36 protein-coding genes and 1 other RNA gene are annotated in these 24,478 nt (G+C 67.9%); 14 read left to right on the top strand and 23 right to left on the bottom strand.

The window, feature by feature from the left end:
* Positions 1-67: 67 nt before the first annotated feature.
* The 9 genes from FVO59_RS12725 to dapF all read left to right on the top strand — a co-directional run bounded on the left by FVO59_RS12725 (position 68) and on the right by dapF (position 7,195).
* The gene (locus tag FVO59_RS12725; protein WP_182252962.1) at positions 68-376 is read left to right on the top strand and encodes a helix-turn-helix domain-containing protein; all 309 of its coding nucleotides are present in this window, start codon (positions 68-70) and stop codon (positions 374-376) included.
* Between the two features lie 23 nt (positions 377-399).
* Positions 400-621, top strand: a complete 222-nt coding sequence (locus FVO59_RS12730) for a DUF3046 domain-containing protein (protein WP_182252963.1) — start codon at positions 400-402, stop codon at positions 619-621.
* 246 nt (positions 622-867) lie between these two features.
* Positions 868-1,911 (top strand): recombinase RecA, encoded by a 1,044-nt coding sequence (gene recA / locus FVO59_RS12735; RefSeq protein ID WP_182252964.1) that lies wholly within the window; start codon positions 868-870, stop codon positions 1,909-1,911.
* 144 nt (positions 1,912-2,055) lie between these two features.
* Positions 2,056-2,724 (top strand): regulatory protein RecX, encoded by a 669-nt coding sequence (locus tag FVO59_RS12740; protein ID WP_182252965.1) that lies wholly within the window; start codon positions 2,056-2,058, stop codon positions 2,722-2,724.
* 60 nt (positions 2,725-2,784) lie between these two features.
* The gene (gene miaB, locus FVO59_RS12745) at positions 2,785-4,338 is read left to right on the top strand and encodes a tRNA (N6-isopentenyl adenosine(37)-C2)-methylthiotransferase MiaB (RefSeq protein WP_182252966.1); all 1,554 of its coding nucleotides are present in this window, start codon (positions 2,785-2,787) and stop codon (positions 4,336-4,338) included.
* On the top strand, positions 4,335-5,264 hold the full coding sequence (gene miaA, locus FVO59_RS12750) for a tRNA (adenosine(37)-N6)-dimethylallyltransferase MiaA (RefSeq protein ID WP_182252967.1): 930 nt from the start codon (positions 4,335-4,337) through the stop codon (positions 5,262-5,264). Before miaB ends, miaA begins: the two co-directional genes overlap by 4 nt.
* A gap of 37 nt (positions 5,265-5,301) precedes the next feature.
* Positions 5,302-5,850: a dihydrofolate reductase family protein gene (locus tag FVO59_RS12755; RefSeq protein ID WP_182252968.1), complete on the top strand. Its 549-nt coding sequence runs from the start codon at positions 5,302-5,304 to the stop codon at positions 5,848-5,850.
* Positions 5,847-6,287 (top strand): GNAT family acetyltransferase, encoded by a 441-nt coding sequence (locus tag FVO59_RS12760; protein WP_182252969.1) that lies wholly within the window; start codon positions 5,847-5,849, stop codon positions 6,285-6,287. Before FVO59_RS12755 ends, FVO59_RS12760 begins: the two co-directional genes overlap by 4 nt.
* A gap of 35 nt (positions 6,288-6,322) precedes the next feature.
* Positions 6,323-7,195, top strand: coding sequence for a diaminopimelate epimerase (dapF, locus tag FVO59_RS12765; protein ID WP_182252970.1), 873 nt, complete (start codon positions 6,323-6,325; stop codon positions 7,193-7,195).
* 24 nt (positions 7,196-7,219) lie between these two features.
* On the opposite strand, the gene FVO59_RS12770 is transcribed toward dapF, so the two are convergent.
* On the bottom strand, positions 7,220-7,867 hold the full coding sequence (locus FVO59_RS12770; protein WP_182252971.1) for a class I SAM-dependent methyltransferase: 648 nt from the start codon (positions 7,865-7,867) through the stop codon (positions 7,220-7,222).
* Positions 7,868-7,937: 70 nt separating this feature from the next.
* On the opposite strand from FVO59_RS12770, the gene hflX reads away from it, so the two are divergent.
* Positions 7,938-9,446, top strand: coding sequence for a GTPase HflX (gene hflX, locus FVO59_RS12775; RefSeq protein WP_182252972.1), 1,509 nt, complete (start codon positions 7,938-7,940; stop codon positions 9,444-9,446).
* Positions 9,447-9,486: 40 nt separating this feature from the next.
* Here the strand turns inward: hflX and FVO59_RS12780 are convergent, their stop codons facing one another.
* The gene (locus FVO59_RS12780) at positions 9,487-10,137 is read right to left on the bottom strand and encodes an SIMPL domain-containing protein (RefSeq protein WP_182252973.1); all 651 of its coding nucleotides are present in this window, start codon (positions 10,135-10,137) and stop codon (positions 9,487-9,489) included.
* A 145-nt stretch (positions 10,138-10,282) separates the two neighbouring features.
* Here FVO59_RS12780 and ssrA point away from each other — a divergent pair.
* Positions 10,283-10,652: a transfer-messenger RNA gene (ssrA, locus tag FVO59_RS12785) on the top strand.
* 84 nt (positions 10,653-10,736) lie between these two features.
* Here ssrA and FVO59_RS12790 read toward each other — a convergent pair.
* Genes FVO59_RS12790 through FVO59_RS12795 form a run of 3 tightly spaced genes read right to left on the bottom strand, consistent with a single transcriptional unit; the run spans position 10,737 to position 11,943 of the window.
* A complete protein-coding gene (locus tag FVO59_RS12790; protein ID WP_259363235.1) occupies positions 10,737-11,135 on the bottom strand; it encodes an NADPH-dependent F420 reductase in 399 nt (132 codons plus the stop codon).
* On the bottom strand, positions 11,132-11,341 hold the full coding sequence (locus tag FVO59_RS16595) for an NAD(P)-binding domain-containing protein (RefSeq protein WP_259363236.1): 210 nt from the start codon (positions 11,339-11,341) through the stop codon (positions 11,132-11,134). The genes FVO59_RS12790 and FVO59_RS16595 overlap by 4 nt, the downstream gene beginning before the upstream one ends.
* Positions 11,338-11,943 (bottom strand): TetR/AcrR family transcriptional regulator, encoded by a 606-nt coding sequence (locus tag FVO59_RS12795; protein ID WP_182252974.1) that lies wholly within the window; start codon positions 11,941-11,943, stop codon positions 11,338-11,340. Before FVO59_RS12795 ends, FVO59_RS16595 begins: the two co-directional genes overlap by 4 nt.
* Before the next feature lie 117 nt (positions 11,944-12,060).
* Between FVO59_RS12795 and FVO59_RS12800 the strand changes: the two genes are divergently transcribed.
* Positions 12,061-12,258 (top strand): hypothetical protein, encoded by a 198-nt coding sequence (locus tag FVO59_RS12800; RefSeq protein WP_182256926.1) that lies wholly within the window; start codon positions 12,061-12,063, stop codon positions 12,256-12,258.
* A gap of 48 nt (positions 12,259-12,306) precedes the next feature.
* Here FVO59_RS12800 and FVO59_RS12805 read toward each other — a convergent pair whose 3' ends face one another.
* The 3 genes from FVO59_RS12805 to FVO59_RS12815 all read right to left on the bottom strand — a co-directional run bounded on the left by FVO59_RS12805 (position 12,307) and on the right by FVO59_RS12815 (position 14,917).
* Entirely contained in the window at positions 12,307-12,876 is a 570-nt protein-coding gene (locus FVO59_RS12805; RefSeq protein WP_182252975.1) for a hypothetical protein, read from the bottom strand.
* 38 nt (positions 12,877-12,914) lie between these two features.
* Positions 12,915-13,724, bottom strand: a complete 810-nt coding sequence (locus FVO59_RS12810; protein WP_182252976.1) for an inositol monophosphatase family protein — start codon at positions 13,722-13,724, stop codon at positions 12,915-12,917.
* A 182-nt stretch (positions 13,725-13,906) separates the two neighbouring features.
* The gene (locus FVO59_RS12815) at positions 13,907-14,917 is read right to left on the bottom strand and encodes an acyltransferase family protein (protein WP_182252977.1); all 1,011 of its coding nucleotides are present in this window, start codon (positions 14,915-14,917) and stop codon (positions 13,907-13,909) included.
* A gap of 295 nt (positions 14,918-15,212) precedes the next feature.
* Here FVO59_RS12815 and FVO59_RS12820 point away from each other — a divergent pair, with 295 nt between their 5' ends.
* Together FVO59_RS12820 and FVO59_RS12825 are read left to right on the top strand one after the other, a co-directional pair.
* A complete protein-coding gene (locus FVO59_RS12820) occupies positions 15,213-16,001 on the top strand; it encodes a tyrosine-type recombinase/integrase (protein ID WP_182252978.1) in 789 nt (262 codons plus the stop codon).
* A 12-nt stretch (positions 16,002-16,013) separates the two neighbouring features.
* Complete coding sequence (locus FVO59_RS12825) at positions 16,014-16,247, top strand: hypothetical protein (protein ID WP_182252979.1); 234 nt, start codon at positions 16,014-16,016, stop codon at positions 16,245-16,247.
* Here the strand turns inward: FVO59_RS12825 and FVO59_RS12830 are convergent.
* From FVO59_RS12830 to FVO59_RS12890, 15 genes are all read right to left on the bottom strand, one after another.
* On the bottom strand, positions 16,244-16,444 hold the full coding sequence (locus tag FVO59_RS12830) for a hypothetical protein (RefSeq protein WP_182252980.1): 201 nt from the start codon (positions 16,442-16,444) through the stop codon (positions 16,244-16,246). The two genes, FVO59_RS12825 and FVO59_RS12830, sit on opposite strands and share 4 nt — an antisense overlap.
* 11 nt (positions 16,445-16,455) lie before the next feature.
* A complete protein-coding gene (locus FVO59_RS12835) occupies positions 16,456-16,767 on the bottom strand; it encodes a hypothetical protein (RefSeq protein WP_182252981.1) in 312 nt (103 codons plus the stop codon).
* A gap of 24 nt (positions 16,768-16,791) precedes the next feature.
* On the bottom strand, positions 16,792-17,496 hold the full coding sequence (locus FVO59_RS16270) for a collagen-like domain-containing protein (RefSeq protein WP_220465675.1): 705 nt from the start codon (positions 17,494-17,496) through the stop codon (positions 16,792-16,794).
* Positions 17,493-17,837, bottom strand: a complete 345-nt coding sequence (locus tag FVO59_RS16275; protein WP_220465676.1) for an LtfC-like domain-containing protein — start codon at positions 17,835-17,837, stop codon at positions 17,493-17,495. Before FVO59_RS16275 ends, FVO59_RS16270 begins: the two co-directional genes overlap by 4 nt.
* An 8-nt stretch (positions 17,838-17,845) precedes the next feature.
* Positions 17,846-18,022, bottom strand: a complete 177-nt coding sequence (locus FVO59_RS16280; RefSeq protein WP_220465677.1) for a hypothetical protein — start codon at positions 18,020-18,022, stop codon at positions 17,846-17,848.
* A 2-nt stretch (positions 18,023-18,024) separates the two neighbouring features.
* Complete coding sequence (locus tag FVO59_RS12845) at positions 18,025-18,768, bottom strand: M15 family metallopeptidase domain-containing protein (protein ID WP_182252983.1); 744 nt, start codon at positions 18,766-18,768, stop codon at positions 18,025-18,027.
* Positions 18,768-19,463: a hypothetical protein gene (locus FVO59_RS12850; RefSeq protein WP_182252984.1), complete on the bottom strand. Its 696-nt coding sequence runs from the start codon at positions 19,461-19,463 to the stop codon at positions 18,768-18,770. The genes FVO59_RS12845 and FVO59_RS12850 overlap by 1 nt, the downstream gene beginning before the upstream one ends.
* Positions 19,456-21,105, bottom strand: coding sequence for a carbohydrate binding domain-containing protein (locus tag FVO59_RS12855; RefSeq protein WP_182252985.1), 1,650 nt, complete (start codon positions 21,103-21,105; stop codon positions 19,456-19,458). The genes FVO59_RS12850 and FVO59_RS12855 overlap by 8 nt, the downstream gene beginning before the upstream one ends.
* On the bottom strand, positions 21,102-21,461 hold the full coding sequence (locus tag FVO59_RS12860; protein ID WP_182252986.1) for a hypothetical protein: 360 nt from the start codon (positions 21,459-21,461) through the stop codon (positions 21,102-21,104). The genes FVO59_RS12855 and FVO59_RS12860 overlap by 4 nt, the downstream gene beginning before the upstream one ends.
* Positions 21,458-22,573 (bottom strand): hypothetical protein, encoded by a 1,116-nt coding sequence (locus FVO59_RS12865; RefSeq protein WP_182252987.1) that lies wholly within the window; start codon positions 22,571-22,573, stop codon positions 21,458-21,460. The genes FVO59_RS12860 and FVO59_RS12865 overlap by 4 nt, the downstream gene beginning before the upstream one ends.
* Complete coding sequence (locus FVO59_RS12870; protein ID WP_182252988.1) at positions 22,573-23,079, bottom strand: hypothetical protein; 507 nt, start codon at positions 23,077-23,079, stop codon at positions 22,573-22,575. Before FVO59_RS12870 ends, FVO59_RS12865 begins: the two co-directional genes overlap by 1 nt.
* A 6-nt stretch (positions 23,080-23,085) precedes the next feature.
* Positions 23,086-23,484: a hypothetical protein gene (locus FVO59_RS12875; RefSeq protein WP_182252989.1), complete on the bottom strand. Its 399-nt coding sequence runs from the start codon at positions 23,482-23,484 to the stop codon at positions 23,086-23,088.
* Positions 23,481-23,894: a hypothetical protein gene (locus tag FVO59_RS12880; RefSeq protein WP_182252990.1), complete on the bottom strand. Its 414-nt coding sequence runs from the start codon at positions 23,892-23,894 to the stop codon at positions 23,481-23,483. The genes FVO59_RS12875 and FVO59_RS12880 overlap by 4 nt, the downstream gene beginning before the upstream one ends.
* A gap of 2 nt (positions 23,895-23,896) precedes the next feature.
* The gene (locus FVO59_RS12885; RefSeq protein WP_182252991.1) at positions 23,897-24,238 is read right to left on the bottom strand and encodes a hypothetical protein; all 342 of its coding nucleotides are present in this window, start codon (positions 24,236-24,238) and stop codon (positions 23,897-23,899) included.
* A gap of 72 nt (positions 24,239-24,310) precedes the next feature.
* Complete coding sequence (locus FVO59_RS12890) at positions 24,311-24,469, bottom strand: hypothetical protein (RefSeq protein WP_182252992.1); 159 nt, start codon at positions 24,467-24,469, stop codon at positions 24,311-24,313.
* Positions 24,470-24,478: the final 9 nt, after the last annotated feature.

Below are 24,478 nucleotides of genomic sequence, written 5' to 3' on the forward strand. Positions count from 1 at the left end.
CCAGTCGGGTTAGACTGGCGATCCCCTCGGAGCAGATTCCGGGTGGCGCGACGGAAAGGAGGTTCCGATGATCCTCGTCAGACAGGAGATCGGCGATGTGCTGCGGGACTTCCGCCTGCAGAAGGGGCGCACCCTCCGACAGGTCGCCAGCAAGGCGTCCGTGGCCCTCGGCTACCTGAGCGAGGTCGAGCGCGGTCAGAAGGAGGCGTCCAGCGAGATCCTCGCATCGGTCGCCGAGGCGCTCGACGTGCCCATCTCGACGATCATGCGCGAGGTAGGCGATCGCATCTCGGTGCTCGAGGGACTCAGCCCCTTCCCGGATGTCGTTCCCGACGACCTCGTCGCCGCAGTCGAGCCCGAGCTGTCGCTGCGCTGAACGCGCGGCGACGCTCCTCACCCATGCGACGCAGCGAGTTCCTCCGCGCGGTCGACGACGAGTTCGGCGGTCGCGCGGACTCTCTCACGCATGACCTGATCCTCGGATCGCTCGGCAGAACCGCTCGCGACGCGTTAGATGCCGGTGTTCCCCCTCGTGACATCTGGCTGGCGCTGTGCGAAGAGACCGACGTGCCGGCCGCCCGCCGGTATGGCGTCGGCAGACTCGACCCTCGCGAACGCTGATCGAATCTCGCGCGCGCTCTTTCGGCGTGTCGTCGAAGGTGTGTTCGATGAGCGCGTAATGTTCTGCACAAGTGGTCTTGACGTCACCTTCTCCACATCAGACGCTGCCGCCGATCGAATGTCGGTGGTCGCACCTACGGTGAGGGATGTGGCACCGAGCCATACGCCTTGTCGCAGAGTCGCTCCGTCCGGAGCGGCCGCGACAGCCTACAGGCGGCAGAACTTCGAGATACAGAGGAGCACGTCATGCCATCCACCGACGACCGCGAGAAGGCCCTGGATTCCGCACTCGCGCACATCGAGCGTCAGTTCGGCAAGGGGTCGATCATGCGACTGGGCAGCGACGAGCGTGCCCCCGTCGAGGTCATCCAGACCGGATCGATCGCCCTCGACGTCGCCCTCGGCATCGGAGGTCTGCCACGCGGACGCATCATCGAGATCTATGGTCCCGAGTCGTCCGGTAAGACCACGCTGACGCTGCACGCGATCGCCAACGCGCAGCGCGCCGGCGGCATCGCCGCGTTCATCGACGCCGAGCACGCGCTCGACCCCGAGTACGCGCGCAAGCTCGGCGTCGACATCGACCAGCTGCTCGTCTCGCAGCCCGACACCGGTGAGCAGGCGCTCGAGATCGCCGACATGCTGATCCGCTCCGGCGCGATCGACCTTGTCGTGATCGACTCCGTGGCCGCCCTCGTGCCCGAGGCCGAGATCAAGGGCGAGATGGGCGATTCGCACGTGGGTCTGCAGGCTCGACTGATGTCGCAGGCGCTGCGAAAGCTGACGGGTGGTCTCAACCAGACCAAGACGACGGCCATCTTCATCAACCAGCTGCGCGAGAAGATCGGTGTGTTCTTCGGCTCGCCCGAGACCACGGCTGGTGGTAAGGCCCTCAAGTTCTATGCCTCGGTGCGCCTCGACATCCGTCGGATCGAGACCCTGAAGGACGGCACGGAGGCGGTCGGAAACCGCACCCGCGTCAAGGTCGTCAAGAACAAGATGGCACCGCCCTTCAAGCAGGCCGAGTTCGACATCCTCTACGGGGTCGGCATCTCGCGAGAAGGCAGTCTGATCGACTTCGGCGTCGAGCACGGCATCGTCAAGAAGTCGGGGTCCTGGTACACCTATGACGGCGACCAGCTCGGCCAGGGCAAGGAGAACGCCCGCAACTTCCTGATCAAGAACGACGACATCGCCATGGCGATCGAGACGCAGATCAAGCAGAAGCTGGGTGTGGGAGTCAAGGCCGAGGCGACCGTCGACGAGCTCGCCGAGCGTCGTCCGGCCTGATGTCGTCGTCCGACGTGTTTCGACGTCGCTCAACAACCGTGTTTCGACGTCGCTCAACAACCGTGTTTCGGCGTCGCTCAACAACCGTGTTTCGGCGTCGCTCAACAACCGTGTTTCGGCGTCGCTCAACAACCGGGGTGAGCTATGCAATCCGCTGATGCTGACGACCTCGCACCGATCATTCCGCTGTTCGGCGGCCGAGGCGCCGACCCTTCCACGGGGCCGGCGCGGCCGGCCGGAGCGCGGTTCGGGGTTGCGAGCGACGATGACGACGTGATTCAGGCCGAGCCGGACGCCGAAGAGGTGCGTCGCCGCGCAGAGGACGCGCTGGTACGCAAGCTGCGGGCCAAGCAGCTTTCGGTCTCCGAGTCGCGCTCGGTGCTGCGCGAGAACGATCTCGATCGAGATGCGATCGAGGACGTCATCGACGAGTTCCTGCGCCGTGGCTATCTCGACGATCGCACGCTGGCCTCGCTGCTCGTCACCTCGGGTTCAGAGCGCAAGGGCCAGGGGCGGATCGCCCTCGCCCGCTCGCTCGCTCAGAGGGGCATCCCGCGCGAGGTCATCGACGATGCCCTCGAAGAGCTGCCCGACGATGACGCCGAGCGGGCGCTGGAGTTCGCTCGTGGCAAGGCGCCAGGAATGAGCCGTCTCGATTACGACACGGCCCTGCGCCGGCTGCACGGGCAGCTCGCTCGTCGCGGCTACGGCGGATCCGTGGCGATGGACGCAGCCCGCACCGCGCTCAGCGAGGTCGGGGTGCGCCGCGCGAGCGCTCGGACCTCGGGCGTGCGGTTCGTCGACTCCGAGTGATGATCCGTTCTACGAGCCGCTCGGCCCCTCTGGCCCGGCGGCTCGTAGAATGTACTCACCATGTCTTCTCTCTCTTCCGAACCGACGATCATCGCGCCCTCCGACGCGGCGATCACCGCTGACGGGCGCCGACGCTCTTACGAAGTGCGCACCTTCGGCTGCCAGATGAACGTGCACGACTCCGAGCGCCTGTCGGGATCGCTCGAGAGCGCGGGGTATGTGCGAGCGGATGCCGGCGACGAGGCCGACATCGTGATCATCAACACCTGCGCCGTCCGTGACAACGCCGCCGGGAAGCTGTACGGCACCCTCGGCCACCTCAAGTCCCGCAAGGACAAGCACGAGGGCATGCAGATCGCCGTCGGCGGCTGCCTCGCGCAGATGGATCAGCAGGCGGTGCTCGACAAGGCGCCGTGGGTCGACGTCGTCTTCGGCACGCACAACATGGGCTCGCTGCCGGGCCTGCTCGAGCGCGCCCGCCACAACGGAGAGGCCGAGCTCGAAATCCTCGAGTCGCTCGAGATCTTCCCCTCCACGCTGCCCACCAAACGCGACTCCGCGCACAGCGGATGGGTGTCGATCTCAGTCGGCTGCAACAACACGTGCACCTTCTGCATCGTTCCGAGTCTGCGTGGGAAGGAGAAGGACCGTCGGCCGGGCGACATCCTCAACGAGATCCGCCTCCTCGTGGAGGACGGAGCCATCGAGGTCACGCTGCTGGGCCAGAACGTGAACTCGTACGGCGTCGAGTTCGGCGACCGCCAGGCGTTCAGCAAGCTGCTGCGCGCCGCGGGCGAGATCGAGGGCCTCGAGCGGATCCGCTTCACCAGTCCGCACCCTGCGGCGTTCACCGACGACGTCATCGACGCGATGGCGGAGACGCCGAACGTCATGCCGCAGCTGCACATGCCCCTGCAGTCGGGAAGCGACAGCATCCTCAAGGCGATGCGCCGCTCGTACCGCAGCTCGCGCTACCTCGGCATCATCGAGCGCGTGCGAGAGCGCATCCCGCACGCCGCGATCACCACCGACATCATCGTCGGCTTCCCCGGCGAGACCGACGAGGACTTCGAGGACACGATGCGCGTCGTCGAGCAGTCCCGGTTCTCAGGCGCCTTCACCTTCCAGTACTCCATCCGCGAGGGCACGCCGGCAGCCACAATGGAGAACCAGGTTCCCAAGGAGGTCGTGCAGCAGCGCTACGACCGCCTCATCGCCCTGCAGGAGCGCATCTCGCTCGAAGAGAACCAGAAGCAGGTGGGCCGCGAGGTCGAGGTGCTGGTATCGGTGGGCGAGGGCAAGAAGGATGCCGAGACGCACCGTCTCACGGGCCGTGCGGAGGACAACCGCCTCGTCCACTTCGAGGTGACTCCCGGCTCCGAGCTGCCTCGACCTGGAGATGTCGTCACGGTGAGGATCACTCACGGAGCACCGTTCCATCTGCTCGCGGACGACCCGACCGGAGCTCCTCTTCGCATCCGCCGCACCCGCGGCGGTGACGCATGGGACCGCGCTCAGGCGGCGTCGTGTGGCGTGCCCGCACCGGCCGGTGAGTCGGGCGCACCCCGAGCGGTCTCGCTCGGCCTGCCGACGCTGCGGCCCGTCGGATCTTGACCGGCAGCCCCGCACCGCATCACGGGCCGCGCCTGTGGGCGATCGTCGGCGCCACCGGCACAGGCAAGAGCGAGCTGGCCCTCGACCTCGCCGAACACCTGCGCAGACAGGGCAGCCCTGCCGAGATCGTCAACGCCGACGCCATGCAGCTGTACCGGGGCATGGACATCGGCACAGCCAAGCTCCGCATCGACGAGAGACGGGGCATCGCGCACCACCTGCTCGACGTCCGCGATGTCTCGGACGAGGCGGCCGTCGCCTGGTATCAGCCGATCGCCAGAGAGGCGATCAGCGGAATCCACGCTCGAGGGGGAGACGCGATCCTCGTCGGCGGATCAGGACTGTACGTCTCGAGTGTGATCTTCGACTTCCGCTTCCCGCCGAGGGATGCCGCCGTCAGGTCGCGACTGGAGGCAGAGCTCGCGGAGAGCGGTGCCGGAGAGCTCTTCGAGCGGCTGCGTCAGCGGGACCCGGCGACCGCGGCGCGGATCGATCCGAAGAACGGCCGGCGTGTCGTCCGTGCGCTCGAGGTGATCGAGCAGGGCGGCTCCACGCATGGCGCCGCCCTGCCGGACGAGCCCGAGCTGTGGCATCCGCGGACCCGCATCATCGGGTTGCACACACCGAGGGAGCAGCTGGTCGAGCGCCTCGACCGGCGGGTCGAGCGCATGTGGCGCGAAGGGATGCTCGGCGAGGTCGAGCGGCTGCGCGCCGACGGCATCGAGGGCGGAGTCACGGCGTCGCGCGCGATCGGGTACGCCCAGGCGCTCGCACAGCTGCGGGGCGAGATGACGCAGGATGCGGCGATCGCCGAGACGCAGGCCCTCACCCGACGTTACGCGCGCAGGCAGGTGTCGTGGTTCAAGCGCTATGCCGACATCGAATGGGTCGAGCATCCCGTCGACATGTCCGCTCTGGCCAACTGATCTGGCGAGTGTCGGAGGCACGGGGCACGATGGGCGGATGGCCACCCACTACTACACAGCCTCGTCACTCGACGGATTCATCGCGACGAGCGAGCACTCGCTCGACTGGCTTCTGACACAGGACATCGACCTGGGAGGCCCCATGGCCTATCCGGAGTTCATCGCGAGGATCGGTGCGCTCGCGATGGGGGCGTCGACGTTCGAGTGGATCATGCGTCATGAAGACGGGCGCTGGGACTACGAGCAGCCGACCTGGGTGTTCGCGCACCGCGAGCTCACCGCGCCTGAGAAGGGCGATGTGCGATTCGCGAAGGGTGACGTGCGGTCGATCCACGCGGAGATGACCGCCGCCGCAGACGGGAAGGATCTGTGGGTCGTCGGCGGGGGAGACCTCGCGGGGCAGTTCGCCGACGCCGGACTGCTGGATGAGATCTGGGTGCAGTACGCGCCGGTGACGCTCGGGTCCGGCGCCCCACTGCTGCCGCGTCGGATGGATCTCGAACTGATCGATGTCGATCGGAACCGGGCGTTCGCCTGCGCGCGCTATCGTGTGCTGACCGCAGTGAAGAATGGAGCGCACGCATGACGGTGCAGATCAGGGCCTTCGTCGACGAGGACACCGACGCAGTGGTGGCCCTGTGGCACGAGGCGGGGCTCACCCGCGCGTGGAACGATCCGCATGCCGACATCCGGCGCATACGTGCGGTATGGCCGGACCTGCTGCTCGTCGCGGAGGACGACGGGCGAGTCGTCGGCTCGGTGATGGCCGGCTACGACGGACATCGGGGGTGGCTCTACTACCTGGCCAGCGCCCCGCACCGCCGAGGTGAGGGAATCGGACGTGCGCTGGTCGCCGAAGCGGAGCGTCGCCTAGTCGCGCTGGGCTGCCCCAAGGTGCAGCTGATGGTGCGCCCCGGCAACGAGATCGTGTTCGCCTTCTACGACAGCGCAGGTTACGAGCGCTTCGACATCGCCATGACCGGCAAGCGGCTCATCGTCGACGAGCCCGCACCCGCCGTGTGAGCGTTCGCCCGCGCCGGCTTCTCTAGACTGTTCGCATGGTCGCATTCACCAAGGGGCACGGCACGGGCAACGACTTCGTGATCATCGAGGACGTCGACGGCGAGCTGGATCTCACCGCCGCGCAGGTGCAGGCGCTCTGCGACCGGAACTTCGGCGTCGGCGGCGACGGCGTGCTGCGGGTGGTGCGCTCGCGGGCACTGCCAGAAGGAGCGGCTGCCCTCGCGGAGGAGCCCGACGCCGAATGGTTCATGGACTACCGCAACGCGGACGGCTCGACAGCCGAGATGTGCGGCAATGGCATCCGGGTCTTCGCGCACTACCTGCTGCGCGCCGGACTCGCGACGATCGAGAGCGGCTCGACACTGCCGATCGGCACGAGGGCGGGTGTGCGTGACGTGATGCGCTCGGAGAACGGCTATCAGGTCGACCTCGGGCTGTGGAAGCTCACCGGCGGCGAGCCGCTCGCCCGTGCTGCAGGACTGTCGGTTCCCAGACCTGGTCTCGGAATCGACGTGGGCAACCCGCACGTCGTCGTCGCGCTGGCGTCAGAGGACGAGCTCGCCGGTCTCGATCTGAACCCCACGCCCGTCCTCGACCCCGCGCCGATCGACGGCGCGAACGTCGAGTTCGTGGTGCCCGGTGAGCCGCTGGTGCGCGACGGGGTCGGGCATGTGCGCATGCGGGTGCACGAGCGAGGCGTTGGCGAGACGCTCAGCTGCGGTACCGGCGTGGCGGCCACCGCGCTCGCGGTGCGTCATTGGGCGGGAGCACGCGCTCCGCACCAGTGGCGCGTCGAGGTGCCCGGCGGTGTGCTCGGCGTTCGGATGTTCCCCGCGGAGGATGGCGAGCACGTGGCCCTGTCCGGACCCGCTCAGCTCGTCTACCGAGGCGAGATCGACCTGGTCTGATCGGCGCGGTGCGGCGGGGCGCGGCTACTCGGGCAGCGCGATAGGCGCGGTCGGCGGAGTTCCGTGCCGGCGGACCTTGAGGACCCGGTATCCCTTGCCCGTCGCCGCACGCGTGACGGTGTAGCCGGGGGCGAAGACCGACGTCATCCAGCGCTGGAGCGAGTCGGAGCCCAGGTTGCGCTGAACCACCATCCACGCGTCGCTGCGCTCGTCGAGGCGGGGGATCCAGCGCTCCAGCATGCTGTGCAGCTCGCTCTTGCCCACGCGGATGGGCGGATTCGATCGGATCGTCGTGAACGCGACGTCGTCGGGAACATCCTCCGGTCTCACGGCGTTGACATTGCTGAGGCCAAGGGACTCGGCGTTTCGGCGGGTGAGATCCAGGGCCCGCTCATTGACATCGACAGCCCAGACCGTGGCGTGCGGCGACGAGAGGGCCATGGTGAGACTGATCGGGCCCCAGCCGCATCCGAGGTCGAGGAAATTGCCGCTGGGCGGCAGAGGAGCCATGTTGGCGAAGAGCACCGCGGTGCCGGTGTCGAGACGGTCGGGGCTGAACACGCCGCCTGCCGTGGTCACCTCGCGATCGCGGCCCGCGAGCGGGACCGTGATGGTTCGGAGGTTCTCGGCACTGGCCGGGGCCGCACTGAAGTAATGATCGGACGACGGCATGCAGTGAGCGTACCGGACACCGCGGGCTAAGGTTAAGGCGCGTCTCAGAGAGGACAGAGTTCACCACCGGATGACGAACACCAACGACGACAACACAACACAGGATGCACTGGATCGCGTGCTGGCCAACGCCGAGCCGCGTACTCAGCCGCGCGTGTTCGGCGCCGCCCAGGCGCTGCAGGACGCAGCATCCGCCGCCCACACCGATGCGGACGGCGAGCAGTGGGATCTCGAGGACCGGCACGCGCTGCGCCGCGTCGCGGGCCTCTCCACCGAGCTCGAAGACGTCACAGAGGTCGAGTACCGCCAGCTGAGGCTGGAGAACGTCGTGCTGGTGGGCGTGTACCCGCAGGGTGCGCAGGAGGACGCCGAGAACTCGCTGCGCGAGCTCGCCGCCCTCGCCGAGACCGCCGGCGCCGTCGTGCTCGACGGGCTGCTGCAGCGCAGGCCACACCCCGACCCCGCCACCTACCTGGGCCGCGGCAAGGCGCAGGAGCTCAAGGAGATCGTCGCCGCCGTCGGTGCAGACACGGTCATCGCCGACACCGAGCTGGCGTCGAGCCAGCGTCGAGCCCTCGAAGATGTCGTGAAGGTGAAGGTCATCGATCGCACCACCGTCATCCTCGACATCTTCAGTCAGCACGCGAAGAGCCGAGAGGGAAAGGCGCAGGTCGAGTTGGCTCAGCTCGAGTACCTGCTGCCCCGCCTGCGCGGATGGGGTGAGTCGATGAGCCGCCAGGCCGGCGGCCAGGTCGGCGCAGGAGGCGCCGGTATGGGCTCGCGCGGACCGGGTGAGACGAAGATCGAGCTCGATCGTCGCCGCATCCGCACCCGCATGGCGCAGCTGCGCAAGCAGATCCGCGACTTCGCGCCCGCCCGCGATGCCAAGCGCGCAGAGCGCAAGCGCAACACCATCCCCTCGGTCGCGATCGCCGGGTACACGAACGCGGGCAAGTCGAGTCTGCTGAACGCGCTGACCAGTGCGGGCGTGCTGGTCGAGAACGCCTTGTTCGCGACTCTGGACGCCACCGTGCGTCGCGCCGAGTCGGCCGATGGGCGCGTGTACACCCTCGCCGACACCGTCGGCTTCGTGCGCAACCTGCCCCACCAGCTGGTCGAGGCGTTCCGCTCGACGCTGGAGGAGGTCGGGCAGGCCGATCTGCTCGTGCACGTGGTCGATGGATCGCATCCGGATCCCTCCGCGCAGCTGCAGACGGTGCGCGACGTGATCGGCGACGTGGGCGGGCGCGACATCCCCGAGATCGTCGTGTTCAACAAGGCCGACCTGATCGACGACGACGAGCGACTCGTGCTGCGCGGGCTCGCGCCCGACGCGCATTTCGTCTCGTCACGGACAGGGGAGGGCATCCCCGAGCTGCGAGCGGAGATCGAGCGACGACTGCCGATGCCGGCGGTCGAGGTGCGCGCACTGGTGCCGTACGACCGGGGCGACCTGATCTCTGCCGTGCACGAGAGCGGCGTCCTGATCTCGGCCGAGCATGAGGAGAACGGCACGGCTGTTCACGCGCACGTCTCGGAGCGTCTGGCTGCCGAGCTCGCGCCGTTCGCCGTCGACTGACCCTCATGCGGGCGGATACCTCCGCCCGCATGAGCGCGGGTCAGGATGCCGAGAATCGACCCTCGACGGTGGCGGAGACGGTGATCTCCTCACCCTGGAACTCCATGGCAGGTGCCGAGTCCATCGCCATGCCGCGCATCGCCACGGGCTTGAAGGCGGCGCTCTCGGTCGACATCAGCCCGCGATCGGAGATCTCTCTCGGCGTGACGTTCTGCAGACCGAGAGCCTGCGCGTAGGCCCGTGCTCTGGAGACGGCGACGCCGACGGCCTGGGTCGCGACCTCGCGCTCGACCTCGCGTTCGGTCTCTGGGGTGAGATGCCAGTCGACTGCTCCGACCGAGACCCCTGTGTCGGCGGAGATCTCGGTGACCCACTCCGACATCTCCGAGAAGTCCGAGAACGTCGCGGTGAAGTCGATGCTCGCGCGGTACACCGGGGCGAGCCGCCGACCGTCGCTGTTCCACGGTCGGTCGGCATACACGCTCATCCGCTGACTGCTCCACTCCGTGATGCTGCCCGAGGTCTTGCGCTCCTCGATCCCCTCGCGCACGGGCGCGGCGGCTGCGAGAGCACGCTCGACGACATCGGCGCGCTCGGGACCGTCGAACGAGACCGAGAGGTGGACGGTGGCACGCTCGGGTGCGACGCGCAGTTCGTGCTCGCCTCGCACGGTGATGATGACTTCGCTCATGCGAGCGACTGTACGGCACCACGATGACAGGCCCGTCGCGGAATAGCATCCGCGGTCGATCCGTTGTAGTCTGTGATGCTCGGGAGCACCTGCTCCCGCTGGTAATTCCACAGTGTGACAGTGGCTCCTTCGCGAGAAGGTTCACGGGGCTGATCGGTTTCGACGGCGCCTGTGTATCGACGAGAAGCGGGCCGAGGATGCAGGGTTATCTCGTGAACGCTCCCTGCGAACCTATAGTTGCCGAATCCAAGCGCAACGACTTCGCCCTCGCTGCCTAAGCGAGCCCGATAGTCCGTCAGACCGTATGTGATCCCGATACGGACCCTGGCGTCATCTAGGGATCTTGCTGCGTGATGGCGTCTGGACGTCACGTGGGACTCTTCCCAGACTGGGCTCGTCGACTTAGGTGTCTGTGACAAAGGTCGGAGCCGAGCAGAACGCCTCCACAGACTGCGCCCGGAGAAGACGTGGATTAGCAGCGTCGGACGGGGGTTCGATTCCCCCCAGCTCCACCAAGCCGCTGTCACTGTGGATGACGCCCGCGATCCCTGCAGATGCAGGAGATCGCGGGCGTCGTCGTCTGCGGTCCGACCGGCGCGTCAGCGACCCGATGCCATGACGACCGAGCCGTGCTGCTCGGCGGCTGCGGCGATGAGCTCCCGAAGCGCGCCAGCGGTGACGTTCGCACCGAAGGTCGGATACCCGGGCTGCAGCAGAACGCCGGCGGCCAGAGGACCCGCGACGACCGGATCGAAGCCGAGGGCGTCGACGAACTCCGAGACGGGCGCGATGTCGGCTCCATCTCCCGCGACGGCGATCGCACGACGTCCGTCCATGCCTGCCGGTCGAGCCTCGTCCTCGAGGTCGTGGTAGCCCATGTGATTCAGCGCCTTCACGACCCGCGCTCCGGACAGGAACTGCTGGACGATGTCGCTCGTCGAGGTGCGCGGGTCGTTCAGGTCGTCACGGATGCCGTCGGTCTCCCACCAGTAGTTCATCGCGTCGACGACGAGCTTGCCCTGGAGGAGTTCGGCGGGAAGCGAGTCGAGCTTGCCGAGGGAAGCGCGAGCACCACGATGTCGGCCTCGCGAATGGCGTCCTCCGCCCGCACGGCGGTGGCACCCGGGACCAGCACGTCGATCGTCAGGGCGATGCGCTCGGGCTCGCGAGAGCCGGCGACGAGCACCCGGGGGGCGGAGATCACGTGCGCAGGCGCAGACCGTCCAGGGCGACGGCGCGGATTTCGGCACCGAGCAGCTCCGGATCGACCGGGCCGTCCGGACGGTACCACTCGACGACCGAGTTGATCATCCCGAAGATCAGGCGCGTGGCGACACCGGCATCCAGATCGGCCCGCACGAGCCCCTCGGCCTGCGCTTCACGCACCAGACCCGTCACCGTGTGATCGAACCGGCGACGGCGCTCGAGAGCGGCGAGCTCGATGTCGCTGTTGCCGCGCAGACGCAGCAGCAGCGTCACCTGCGGCTGGCTCTCGGTCAGCACCCGTACGGCGCCGTCGACGATCGCGGTCAGCCGCTCAGCGGGGGTGGGACGCCGGAGAGCCGCCTCGAGGGCATCCTCCAGCCCGCCCAGGGCATCGTCGAGCGCGATCTCGAGGATCTGCGCCTTCGAGTCGACGTGGTGGTACAGGGCCGACTTGGTGACGCCGAGCCTGGCTGTGAGATCGGATACGGATGTGGCGTCATAGCCCTGCTCGTTGAAGAGCTGGACACCGGCGCGGATGACGTCGGCACGGTCGTGTCCCGGACGCCCACGGCGCTGCGGACGCTTCGTCGTAGCGGTCACGGGCGGGTCCTCGGCATGTCCCCACTCTAGCCGCGCGGAGCTCGTCGGACCGGCCGCAGCATGGAGCGTCAGACCGCTAAGCTGAGGGGGTAATCCGACGATCGGAAAGGCTTCGACGTGGTCGACTTCATCGTGTTCATGGTTCTGTTCCTGGGCGGCATGTGGCTGTTCGGCGCTGCATGGGAGATGCCGGAGTGGCAGGGCGTCGCGTTCAGCGCGGGCATCATCCTCGTCAGCCTCGCCCTGGCGTACGTCATGCGTCAGCGCGGCTCGGCCACGCGTCGTACCGACAACTGGAACCAGCGCCAGAACTGACCGAAGGCGCCGCCGGAAGGCGGCGCCTTCATCTCCGGGCCTGTTCGCTCATCCCTTCCAGTCGATGAGCAGCAGGCCCTGTTTCGTGTCCGCGAACTTCACCCAGCCGTCGCCGAACTCGTAGGTCATGCCGAAGCCGTCCTCATCGGTGGCGATGGCGTACGCCGGGTCCTCCGTGAAGTAGACGATTTCGCCCTCCGTCGAGCGAAGCCAGCCGTCGCGCTTGAGGTTCGACTGCGCCGTCTCCGAGGTGCGCTCGTCGAGGGCGCCCCAGCCGTACATCTGGCCGTGGTCTGAAGCGGTGCTGAAGTCGGCCCACATGCACAGCAGGCCGTTCTCGATGAGGGTCTCGCCGATGCGCAGCTCCTGGTGCTTCGAGGTCCAGCCCTGCGAGGTGAGGGCGTCGACCGTGCCGGACGTGATGATCGTGTCGCAGGCGGGCTCGGCGTCGACGGCGGGTGTCTCGTCGTCGACCGCGGCGGTGGTCGCCGCGGTCGACGGCTCGGCGCTGGCCGAGGCGGACGATGGCGGGGCGGGTTTCGGGGCGGGGGTGGAACAGGATGCCAGCAGCAGCGCCGTGACGAGCGCGCCGAAGGCGAGAGGGGTGCGGGGGCTCATGTGGATCCGAGGGGAGGGGTGAAGGGGCGGTGACGCGCTCAGGGGAGTCGCGCGTCGCGAAACAGGGACAGGAGGGGGTCGTGCAGGATGCCGTTCGTGGCGAGCGTGGACAGTGCCGACAGGGTCTCGGCGCCGTCGAAGGCGGTCATGCGGCCGCCGGCTTCTCGGACGATCGCCACTGCCGCGGCGATGTCGTACTCTTTGACGTCGAACTCCGCGACCATGTCGATGCGGCCTTCGGCCAGCAGCATGTAGCTGTACACGTCTCCGTAGGCCCGGTCGCGCCAGACGCGGTCGGTGACGGCGAGGAGCTCGGGGAGCCTCCCGGCATCCGCCCATTGGGCGATGCTCTGGAAGCTGATGCTGGCGTCGTCGAGCGAGTCGACGCTCGACACCGAAAGCCGGCGCGGGGCGTCGGCGGCGTTCGTCCATGCGCCCAGGCCGTCGGCGGCCCACCAGCGCCGTGACAGCGCGGGCATGCTCACCACACCGACGCGGGGGACGCCGTCGATCGCGAGGGCGATCATCGTGCCCCACAGCGGCACGCCGCGCAGGAAGTTCGCCGTGCCGTCGATGGGGTCGATGATCCACTGGCGGTGGGTGTCTCCCTCGGCGCCGTACTCCTCGCCGAAGATGCCGTCGCCGGGGCGCTCAGCGGCGAGGAGTCCGCGGATCGCCCGCTCGGTGGCAAGGTCGGCGTCGGTGACGTGCGAGCGATCGGCCTTGCGCGAGACCTGCAGATCCGCGGCGTCGAAGCGGGGGAGCGACTGCGCGTCCGCGGCGTCGGCCAGCCGCAGGGCGAGGGTCAGATCGGCAGCGAGGTCGGCATCGGGGCGGGTGTCGGTCACCAATCAAGGATAGACCGCGACCCTTCATCCGACCGGCCTGCAGCATATCGGTCCAGACACGAATCGAGTGTCGACCGGATGAGCGAGACCCCGGCTCGTCGCCGATGGGGGACGAACGTGTGCGCATCATCTTCGGGACGCAGGGCGAGAACGACATCGGGTGTGACCCGCATGGCGGCGCCCTACGTGTCGCGACTCGCGCGAGTCGACGACGGATCGCCCGGCGCCCGGCACTCGCCCCGGTCGCTCGCGGTTGCCCGGACGCGAGGGCGTCTGGGTTGGCCGGTCAGCCACTCGGATGCGGGTGAAGCGAGGCACAGGAGTCCGACGATGACGGGGACGAGCACGCCGATGGCCAGTCTGAGGGCGTCAGGGCCGGGCACGTACAGCAGCAGCGGATGCAGGAGGACGATCACCAGCGCCGTGCGAGCGAGGGCGGACGCCGTGGGCGCTGCGGCCTCGAGCCTGTCGAAGACGATCGTCGAGAACACCACCAGGGCGTACGAGATGCCGACTGCGACGGCCGAGGACAGCAGCGGTGTTCCGTAATCGCCGAACTTGACGTCCATCGATCGAGAGATGCCGGTGGCGATCAGCACCGCCGAGACGGCGAGCACGACAGTCGCCGCGAGCCAGCGCCGGTTCATGCCTGGGCGGTTGAGCGCTGTGCCGGCGAGCAGGTAGATGAGGCACCCGATCGCCGAACCGGCAGACAGCGGGGTCGCAGCGAGTTGCGGGCCGAACAGCGCGCCGAGCAGCGCGCCGGCGATGCCGAGCCCCCACTGCCACCCGGCGGGGAGCGGTGAGATCGCGCGGTACAGCACTGCTGTGAAGAACAGGACGGACACGAACCAGATGGTGGTGAACGGCTGCAGAGCAGCCGATCCTCCCCACAATCCGCCGAGCAGGCGGTCGGGTTCTGCACGGTTCGCGACGATGAGAAGACAGGTCGTCAGCGAGAGCAGAAGGACCCATGCGACGTACGGCTTGCCAAGCGTGCGCCAGCGCTTCGAGAGCTCGGTGCGCATCGAGCGTTGCGGCGTCCAGAACCAGCCCGCCAGGAAGAAGAACAGGGGCACGTGCCAGGTGTAGAGGATCTCAGCGGTGGCATCGCGCGTCCACACATGGCCTGCGACGATGGCCACGCAGCCGAGCAGACGAACAGCGTCGATCGCGCCGGAACGGGATGTCATCACCCCGCAACGCTATCGGACCGTGAGAAGGAGACACGCGCCGAGCTGGGGCACGCGAGGTGGACGCAGAGAAGCCCCGGTAGATGGCGAGATCTACCGGGGCTTGTCCGTGCACCCCCAGGGACTTGAACCCTGAACCCACTGATTCAGAGTTTTGGGATATCGTCGAGCGTCTCGAGCTCCCTGTCGGAGGCGAGTGGGTCGAAGATCTACGCGTGTGAACAGGCCCTCCCTGCGCGCGCTACCGTCGGGTGTGAAGACTGAAGTACCAGTGTCCCCCGGCTGGCTTGACCCTTTGAGCGCATACCTCGACTGGATGCGTGCTGCGAGGAAGTCTGAGGGGACGATCTACCAGCACTCCTACCAGCTGCGGCGATTCGCCCACACCACGGGCGCGTCGCCCACGCCAGCATCCCTTGAGCAGCTCGCCGGCTATCTGGCGTCGCTCGATCATCTCGGCGCGTCAGCGCGCCGCACAGCCCGACAGGCTCTGCGCGGCTTCTACGCGTGGGGAGAGCTCGTGCGCGGCTGGGACAACCCCGCGCGGCACCTGCCACCCATCAAGGCACCTCGAGGCGTCGCGCGGCCGGCGCCCGAGCACTCCGTCCGCGTCGGGTTGAGCACCTCCGACGAGCGCGTGCGGCTGATGATCCGCCTCGCCGTGAGCGCCGGCCTGCGCTGCCGCGAGATCTGCCAGGTGCGCACCAGCGACGTCGTGCGCGACCTGGTCGGCTGGTCGCTCATCGTGCACGGCAAGGGCGATAAGCAGCGCCTCGTGCCGCTTTCAGACGCGCTCGCGCACGAGCTCACGGCCTTGCCCGCCGGTTACCTGTTCCCAGGCAGGATCTCCGGCCACCTCTCGCCGAGCCGCGTCAGCGAGCTCATCAGCGACGCGCTGCCACCTGGCGTCACGGCGCACCAGCTGCGCCACCGATACGGCACCCGCGCGTACAACCTCGGCGGGAAGGATCTTCGCGCCGTGCAGACGCTGCTGGGGCACGCCTACAGCACGACAACCGAGATCTACGTCGGTGTGGAGGACGACGCGATCCGTCGAGCGGCGACTGCGGCCGCCGGGTTCTGAAAGGATGCGGGCATGACGAAACAGGCCAAGCTCATCGCGATCGTCGGCGGCGGCGTCGCGGCCCTCCTCGTCGGCGTGATCGTCGTCGGCGCCCTCATCCTCGGCAAGTTGAACGAGCCCACCGAAGCCGAGCGGGTAGCTGCGTGCATGGCGCACGAAGGCTACCCGCTCGATAAGTCGCTCGACGAAGTCAACGGCACATTCGAGGGGCTGCGCGCCGCCGGCGAGAAATGCGGCATGCCCTAGGCGCGCTTGCTCCATCCCGCGAGGAAAGCTAGACCGGCGGTTAGGATGACGCCGAGCGCGAGCTCGACCTCGCCGGGTACGTCGATCTGTGTCGACGCTTCGAGCGCCCAGACCGCCACGGTGGCGACGGCCGATCCTATTGCGGCGCCACCGCTCGCGTACGTGACTTTCGGGTTGATCTTTCCGTTCTCAGGCATGGGACTTTCCTTCAGTACTCGGCGGCGGTGATGACGTGAGCCATGTCCACCTGTTGGGCGAGGGTGTCGATGTGGGCGGTGAGAAGCTCTCGGATGATGACAGGGACGGGGATCGCGGCGAGGTCGGCGTCGGTGAGGTCGCGGTAGCCCGTGAGCTTGTCGATCAACGCCACCGTCTCGGTGATCTCGGCGGCAATCGCTGCGCGACGCGCGGCGGCGTCATCCGCCTCCTCAGCGGCCCGCACCGCGAGCAGGGTGTTGATCGACTGCGCAAGGGCGACGAGCTCCTCGTCGGCGAGAGTGGTGATGTCAGGGATAGCCATGTGAGAGTTTGTCCTTTCAGAGAGTCAGCCGGGGAGAACAGTGGGCCAAGTTCTGCTGCGCCACTGGATGCGAGCAGAAAGGCTGTTGGTGACAGTGCTGCTCACGCTGTAGATGCCAGGGCCATTCATCGTGATCACGCCGAAGACGCCGTTACCACGCGCGAGGGGCACGCTCCTGGATGCCGCGTGAGTCCATGCATCAGCGGCGGCAGGGAGGGCGTTGGTGATTTCCCCGCTTGCGGCGGTGAGGGCGATGAAGAACTCCAAGGTGACGAACTGGCCGACTTGGCTCCATCGGAGAGTGCCTGACGCAGGCGACTTCAAGTAGCTGTCGAGGTTGCGTTCTCCGGTGTCGCCATACACGACACGCCAGCCTGTGGTGCCAGTGCCGCTCGCCTTCACCCAGCGCACCGCACCGTTCGTGGCGGCGGTGTCGGTGTAGTAGGTGCCGACGGGCGCGGTTACGACCCCTTCGGGGAGGCCTGTGCCGCGTAGCTCGTAGGGGGTAGGGTTTCCGGGGTCGCCCTTGGGGCCTTGGATTCCCTGAATCCCCTGCAGGCCGCGCTCTCCCTGCAGGCCGCGCTCTCCCTGCAGGCCGCGCTCTCCCTGCAGGCCGCGCTCTCCCTGGATGCCACGGTCTCCGGGGTCGCCTTTCGGGCCCGGGAGGCCCTGGGCGAGCGTGACGCGGATGGGGTCTCTCGGGATGAGGGTGACGATGACGTCGGTCATCGGGTCACGTCCTTGATGATCGTTACCTTCCCGGTGACCCAGGTGGTGACTGTGGTTCCGTCGGTGTGCTGGATATCCCAGACTCCGGTCGGGGTGATGATGCTCGCGGTGACCTCGGCGGGCATGCTGAGGGTGAGGATGCCGTCGCCGGCTTGGGTGGTGTCGACGGTGATGGGGTGTCCGTCGGTGCTGTCGCGCTGGTAGCGCACCATGGCAGTCCATCCGGTGTCGGGCAGAGTCATCGGTGCGCCCGTGGGCGTCTGGAAGGTGAGTTGCGCGGTGAACGTGTCGCCGGCGTAGATGCTGAGGTCTCCGCGGCCGGGCGTTCTCAGGTCGGTCATGAGCGGTCCTAGAGAATCTGGATGAGGACGATGAGGAGTGTCGCTGCGGATACGAGCGACGAGACCACAGACGGCCACGAGGGGCGCCGTGAGGACATGTCGTTCTTGATGTCGCGAATGTCCCGCTCGACGGCGGCGAGGCGCACATCAGAGCGGGCGACGACGACTTCGAGCGGCTCGGTCACGGTCAGAGCCTCTTCTTGAGCTCGTCGGCGGCGGCCTCGGCGATGCGTTGTACGTCCGTGTCCGAGAGTGCGCTGAGGTTGGCGGTGATCAGCGGGGCGAGGTGCTGCGCGATGGCGTCCTCGTCGATGTCAGCGACAGTGCCGCCGACGCGCGCGTTGATGGATGCCAGATAGCCGCCGGCCTGCCACATGACGGCCGTGCCGTCTGGCTTGGTGAGCAGCCGGCCGTTCTCGTCTTGTGCCTGGATGAGCTTCGTCCAGACTCTCGCTGGTACGGCATCGACGACCTGCTGGACGATGCTCGATCCGAGGCCGTTGAGCCAGCGCTGGTCTGTTTCGTTCAGGGGCATGTCGGGGTCCTCTCCTTGGTACTGGTCTCGGGATGCGATGTATTCGAAGTGGTGTTGCTCGGTGGGGTCGCTCGCGGCGGTTCTGATGAAGCCGTACTCGGCGGCGAGGCTGATGAATCCGGGGGTGCGCCAGTCGTCGCTGTCGACCGCGCGACCCTGACAGTGGATCGAGTAGGCCGGGTGCACGGCTCGCGAGTGCGGCGGTTTCGGGCCGGTGCCGTTCACGTAGGCCTGCCAGGCGAGGTACATCGACATTTGCTTGTCCCAGTCCCGGTAGGTGCTGTTCACGTCGACCTCGCGACCCAGGCGCGCCTCGAGGCGGCGGAAGCTGTCGGCGGCGGACTGGACGAATCCGACGCCGGGTCGGATCCAGACGATGACTGGAGTGCTGCCCATCACGCACCGCCTTCGAGGTTCGTGACGCGCTGCGCAAGCTGCGCGTTCTGAACCATGAGCAGCGCGATGAAGTCGATGCTGTCGGGGCGGCCTTCGGCGTCGTAGACGACGAAGGCCCGCAGGTCGTCGGACTCGGCCAGGCGCTCGGCGATGTAGCCGTACTTCCACTCGTGATCGCCCTGTCGCATCTGGAAGCGGTGCAGGTCGGGCCACACGTCGCCGAGAGCGGCCGGGTCGATCGTGCTGATGTACTTCTTGTAGCGCTCGGACGATGCGCCCCGGGACACGCGCCCGTCCGTGTTGAGGTAGCAGACCGTGTATCCGGAGGTGGCCGGGCTTGCGTTCGGGAGGTAGAGGCTGCCGCTGATGGTGCCGCCGGTGGTGCCGATCTTGGACTGTGCGAGCGCGTAAGTGTCGTTGAGTGCGGTTTCGACGTTGCCGCCGACTGTTCGCGTCACCATGTCGGAGCGGGATGGGAACAGGGTCGGCTTGCCGGTGATCGCACCCCAGGAGAGGTTCAGGGCGGCGAACTTGTCATCGACGTAGCTGCGCAGCGCCGCGACCTTGGTGGCGATGTAGTCGCGGGTCTTGTTGAGGCCGAGCCACCCGGTGCGGCGGTCTTCCGTGCCGTCGAGGATGGTCATGCCGTCCGCGAGCGCAGTGGTTCCTTCGGTGCCTGTGTAGGTCTCAGGCATGGATGATCTCCTCTGTCCAGGACTCACCCGCGGGCGAGTCGATCCATCGGGCGCCGACCGGGATAAGGATCCATGCGGCGGCGGGTGTGTCGGTGGTGCGGCTGGTGACGGTCACGGTGTCATCGTCGAGCGAGTAGACGACTGTGCCGCTGATCCCGGTCTGGATCGGGGTGCCGTCCAGCAGCACCGACAGCGGCTGATCGGTGCGCTCCGTCCAGTCGGGAATGCCGGTCACGGTGACCATGCGGCCGCGTCCCTGCGCTCGTCTGACGAGCGCCTCGGCGCGCCCTGGCCCCGGGTAGGGGGCGTTGACTTGCACGTGCAGCACCGGTGCCGGGGCGGGCACGAGGGCGAAGCTGTCGATGCGGCGCTGCGGGATGCCGTCCGCGTCGGTCCAGACGTATTCGTACACGGCCGACCCGTAGTACTCGTCGAGGCTCAGTTGCTCGTCGGCGGCGATGATGTTCGCCCCATACCGCCAGGTCTGCCCGCCGTCCGCTCGGGAGGCGTCATCGCGCAGCCACCAGCGGCGGAGCTCGTCGCACACGAGGCGAAGACCGGCCTGCTTGAGCAGCACCTGAAGGAAGTCCATCCCGCTCGTGCCTGCGTGCCAGGTCAGCACCTCAGGCGGACGCTCGATGTCGGGGATGCGGCTGGAGGTGGACACGTTCGCCGGGTCGGACCACGCGTACGTGTACCCGGCCGAGGGTGGCTGCTCGCCGTCGAAGTACGGGATCAGCTCGTCGCCTTCGTAGAAGATGGCGGAGTCGATGAACACCTGACGGCCCGCGCCGTCCGCATCGCACTCGGCATGCACAGTCGCCGTCGCAGCACCCGGGGGGACGAGCTTGCCGACGAGCGCGAGGCGCGTCCACGAGGTGGTCTTGAGGGTCGTGTTCGGGGTGCGATGCTCGGCGAGGATGCGCCCGTCAGCGGCCCTGTGGCGGATCATCAGCCGGGCCGGCCGGGTGCCGTTGGAGAGCATGTACGCGGCGAACGTGACCGGTTTGCCCGGGGTGACCCGGATCGGAACCGACTCGATAGCCGTGACGCCCGTGTAGTCCGACACCCACTGTGCAGCCCAGTTGCCCGTCACCGGCGTCGCGACGTTGGTGCGGACGAACGATGATGCATGCCATGTCGACCACCCCGTGAGATTGATCTCGAATCCCGGGTTCGGCAGCAGGTTCGACACCGGCCAGAACGCGGTCACATTGGCATCCAACGGGCCCGGTTCCAGGTGCGCGCCGATCTTGCCCAGCACGTAGTTGCACACCGCCCGCAGCGAACTCTGGTGCGCGCGTGGCGTCTTGTCATCCGCGAGGGGCGCGACGTCGCCGAGGATCGCCTCGTCGGACGCGAGCTTCACCGCGACGGTACCGGCTCCGCGATCCGGGTTCACCTCACGGATGCCGAGATCGAACACCCGCGCGGCGCCGCCGTCGCGGCTCGCGGTGACCTCGAGGCGGGCGCCGTCGCGTGGGTCGAGCAAGTCCAGCAAGGCCGCATCAGGAACCGAGAACGACAGGTCGGCGGTGACGTGCGGGATGCCCGAGGCGTCCAGCGTGATCGACCCAGCCACCGTACCGAGGTCAACATCTGCCGGCATCACCCGCGCCGAGTACACGTGCGTCGAGATCACGGCGCAACCTCCTGGAATGGCACCTCGAGCACCCACCGCGCGCCGGCCTGCTGCATCGTGCGGATCGTTCCCGTCGGCACATAAGCGGCGGGCACCCAGGGCAGATCGGATGTGGCGGTGAACACGGCAGGGGCGCGGTGGAACACCCGGGCGATTTCGGCAGCTTCCGCCGACACGAAGAGCAGCCGCAGTGTGCCGGTGCGGGCCTGCGCGGGCCGCAGGGTGATATCGGGGTACTCGCGGCCGAGCACGATGTGGATGCGGCTCTGCGGCTCGTCGTCGCTCTGCCAGCCGTGCAGCACGAGCTCAGGTTCGATGGTCTGCGCGTCGGTGCTGCGCGCGATGATCGTGCTCACCGGTCCCACCCGCCCTTCGGGAAGACCTCGGCAGCGATCTTCAACGCGCGCGATGCGTTGCGTGTGATGAACGCGTTGATTTCCCGCTGCGCCTGGTCGGTGTTCGCGCTGACGCTGACGTTGACGTTCTTGTCCTTGATGCCGCCGACCTTGCTCTCGAGCTGATCGACGTTCTCATAGGCCTTCTGAGTCTTCGCGTCGACGACTACCTGTGTGCTGTCCGGCAGCTCATAGATCCTGTTGCCGAGGTCGTCGACCTCGCCAGTCGCGGTACCCGCCTGCTGGGCGAAGTTGTAGAGTGCTCGGGCGTTGATATCCGCCGCCTGCGCGCCGTCGAGGTACCCCTCACTCGTGGCCTTGAGCGCGGCTTCGATTTCCCAGATGCGACCGCTGGTCAATGTCTGCGCCTCGGCACCGTCGCCCCAGGCGTCGTTGAGCTTCTTGATCTTGTCGCCGCCTGCGGCGAGAGCGTCGACCACTTCGACCTCGTCCCAGCCGGTGCCGATCGCGATGTCGCGCACCTGGTTCAGCTTCTCGGTTGAGCCGGTCCATTCCTGCAGGCGGGCGGCGTATCCGGCGGCGTCGAGCGCGCCGGCGACGTCGTACGCCATGGCGAAGGCGGACTCGCGGGCCTCTTCGGCGGCTTCGTTGATCTTGTTGAATTGTTCGATCATCACGCCGGCCGCTGCGGCGACGCCGACGCCGGCCGCGACGCCCGCGGGCCCGAAGCCGGAGAACGCGTTCGCGGCGATCTCCTGACCGAGGTCGGCAATGGATTCCATGCTGCCGTCGAAGCTGGCGGCTGCCTCTCGGGCGGACTGCTGGGCTTCTGACTTGAAATCGTCGACGCCTTCGCTCGCGCGATCCATGCCGCGCTCGACGTCCTTGCCTGCTTCCTTCCCGGCGTCGCCGAGGTCACGAGCTCGCCGGGCCGCGTCGCGGAATCCGTCCTCGAGTTGCTCGACGGATCGTTCGGCGTCGCGGCCGCCCTTCTTGGCGCCGGCTGCCATGTCGTCGAGGCTGTCGGCGACGTCGTCGAGCGCCTTCTCTGCGTCGCCGGTACCTCGCACGAAGTCGCGCACGTTGGCGAGGAAGTCGATCTTGATCGGCATCAGGCAGTCACCTCCACTGCGGGGATCTCGTTGAGCTTGTCGACGACGGTGTGCACCCACATGGCGACGAGCTTCGTGCCGACCTCGCTGGCGGCGTCGAATGCGACCATGCCGTCCTGCTGCCTTCCGCGGAACTGTCGATTGATGATGAGGGGGCGGCGGTAGCTGCGGCCGGCGCGAGAGCGCTGGGTGACCTCCACACGTCGGGAGCGGGCGCCGAACTCGGCGCCCGCCCACTCGAAGGCCGGCACCAGGCCACCGCTGAGGGGGCGACGACTGGTCGCGGCGTGCATCGTGACGCCGCGGTCGGTGGCGGTCGCGCGTGCGCCCGGCACGATGATGCGGCGGGTCATCTCGTCGTGGGTGCGCGCGTTGAGCGCCTGCTGCCAGAGCGGCCGGATGCGCGAGCGGGACTCCTTGTTGATGTCCAGCCGGATGCTGCGCTGAGCCCCTCGCAGGGCGAGGATCGTGGCCTGCAGCTCGCGCGAATCTCGGACGTCCAGCATGGCGGCCTACGGGACGATGGGGGCCGGCGTGTAGACGCCTTCGAGGTTGACCGTCACCTCGGGGATCACGCCGCCACGTGCCATGCGGAGCGGCGGGCGCACGAGCGTCACATCGACGGACTCCTCGAAGGTGCCGTCGTGGTGGGGGCCGATGACGAAGGTCGCCTTTTCGCCCGCGCCGTCGCGCATCACCGACCACAGCGAGGTTGGGTTCTCGGTGTCCTGCGCCATGACGATCGCGACGGTGCAGCCGTCGTCGTCGACGACGGTGTTTCCGTCGCCGCCCTGCCATGTGGCGATCTTGGGGGTGACCTCGATCGACGAGGTGTGACCCTGGAACTCGTCGGTTCCCTTGAGCAGCTTCCAACGCTTCGTGGCGCGCGCGGTGTTGGCGGGGATGGTCATGGTGTCTCCTCGGGGATCAGCGCGCCCTGGGCGCGGATGGTGAAGTCGTAGGCGGGCTTCTGGGGGTCGTACTGGTTACGGCCGGCGGTGCCGTCCCAGGTCTGAGCGTCGAGCTGCTCGAGGATCTGGATCATGTGCTCGGCTGCGAGCTCGAGGCGATCCTCGACCTCCTCGCGGGTCTCCCCGAGGGTGGCGTCGACGATCACCCAGACTGTGAGCTCGACGTCGACCGGGATGCCGTTCGCGTCGGGGGAGGTGCGGGCGGCGGTGATGGTGCGCTGTTCGATGACGATCGCGACGGGCTTGGTCGGGTCGTCGAGGGTGTTCAGCTGCGCGGGGTAGCCGAAGATCTCCCAGCCGTCGGGTGCGCCGGCGGCGATCAGGTCGCGCAGGTCGTGTCGGGCGCCCATGGTCAGCCGATCAGGGAGCCGACGTGGCTGGTGTCGCGGGTCGGGTCTCCGGCATCCGGTGCGGGCACGATCAGCATGGAGAGGATCTTCCAGTCGAGGGGCGCGACGTTGACGCGGTTTGTCTCGCCGCCGAGGTCGCCGGCGGGGGATGCGGCGGCCGTCTGCTTGTTGGCGAGCGCCTGGTAGACGACGCCCTGCGCGAAGCTCTCGCTCGGCGCGGTCGTGGCGGTGAGCGAGAGGCCCTTCACGCGAAGACACTGCTCCTGCGCGGCGGCGAGCTGCTTCGCGCTGACGCTGATGCCGAGTGCGGTCTTCGCGGACTCGGGCGTGTACCAGTCGATCATGGTTTCCTTCGGGGGTCGGAGATGGTGCGCGGGCCCGTGCCGGGGCCGGCCGGGACGGGCCCGCGCTGCTGGTCAGTCCTCCTGGGGGTCGGACTTCGGCTCGTCGACCAGCTGGTCTGCGTAGCCCTTGCGGCGCGCGGCGAGCTCCTTGAGCTCGGCCTGCAGCGCCTTCTTGCGCTCGTCGAGCTGCGCGAGCCTGACCTTGATGTAGGGGTTGTTGTTCTCAGCCATGTCTGCTGC

This window comes from Microbacterium esteraromaticum (genome assembly GCF_014084045.1).
Taxonomy (GTDB): Bacteria; Actinomycetota; Actinomycetes; order Actinomycetales; family Microbacteriaceae; genus Microbacterium; species Microbacterium esteraromaticum_D.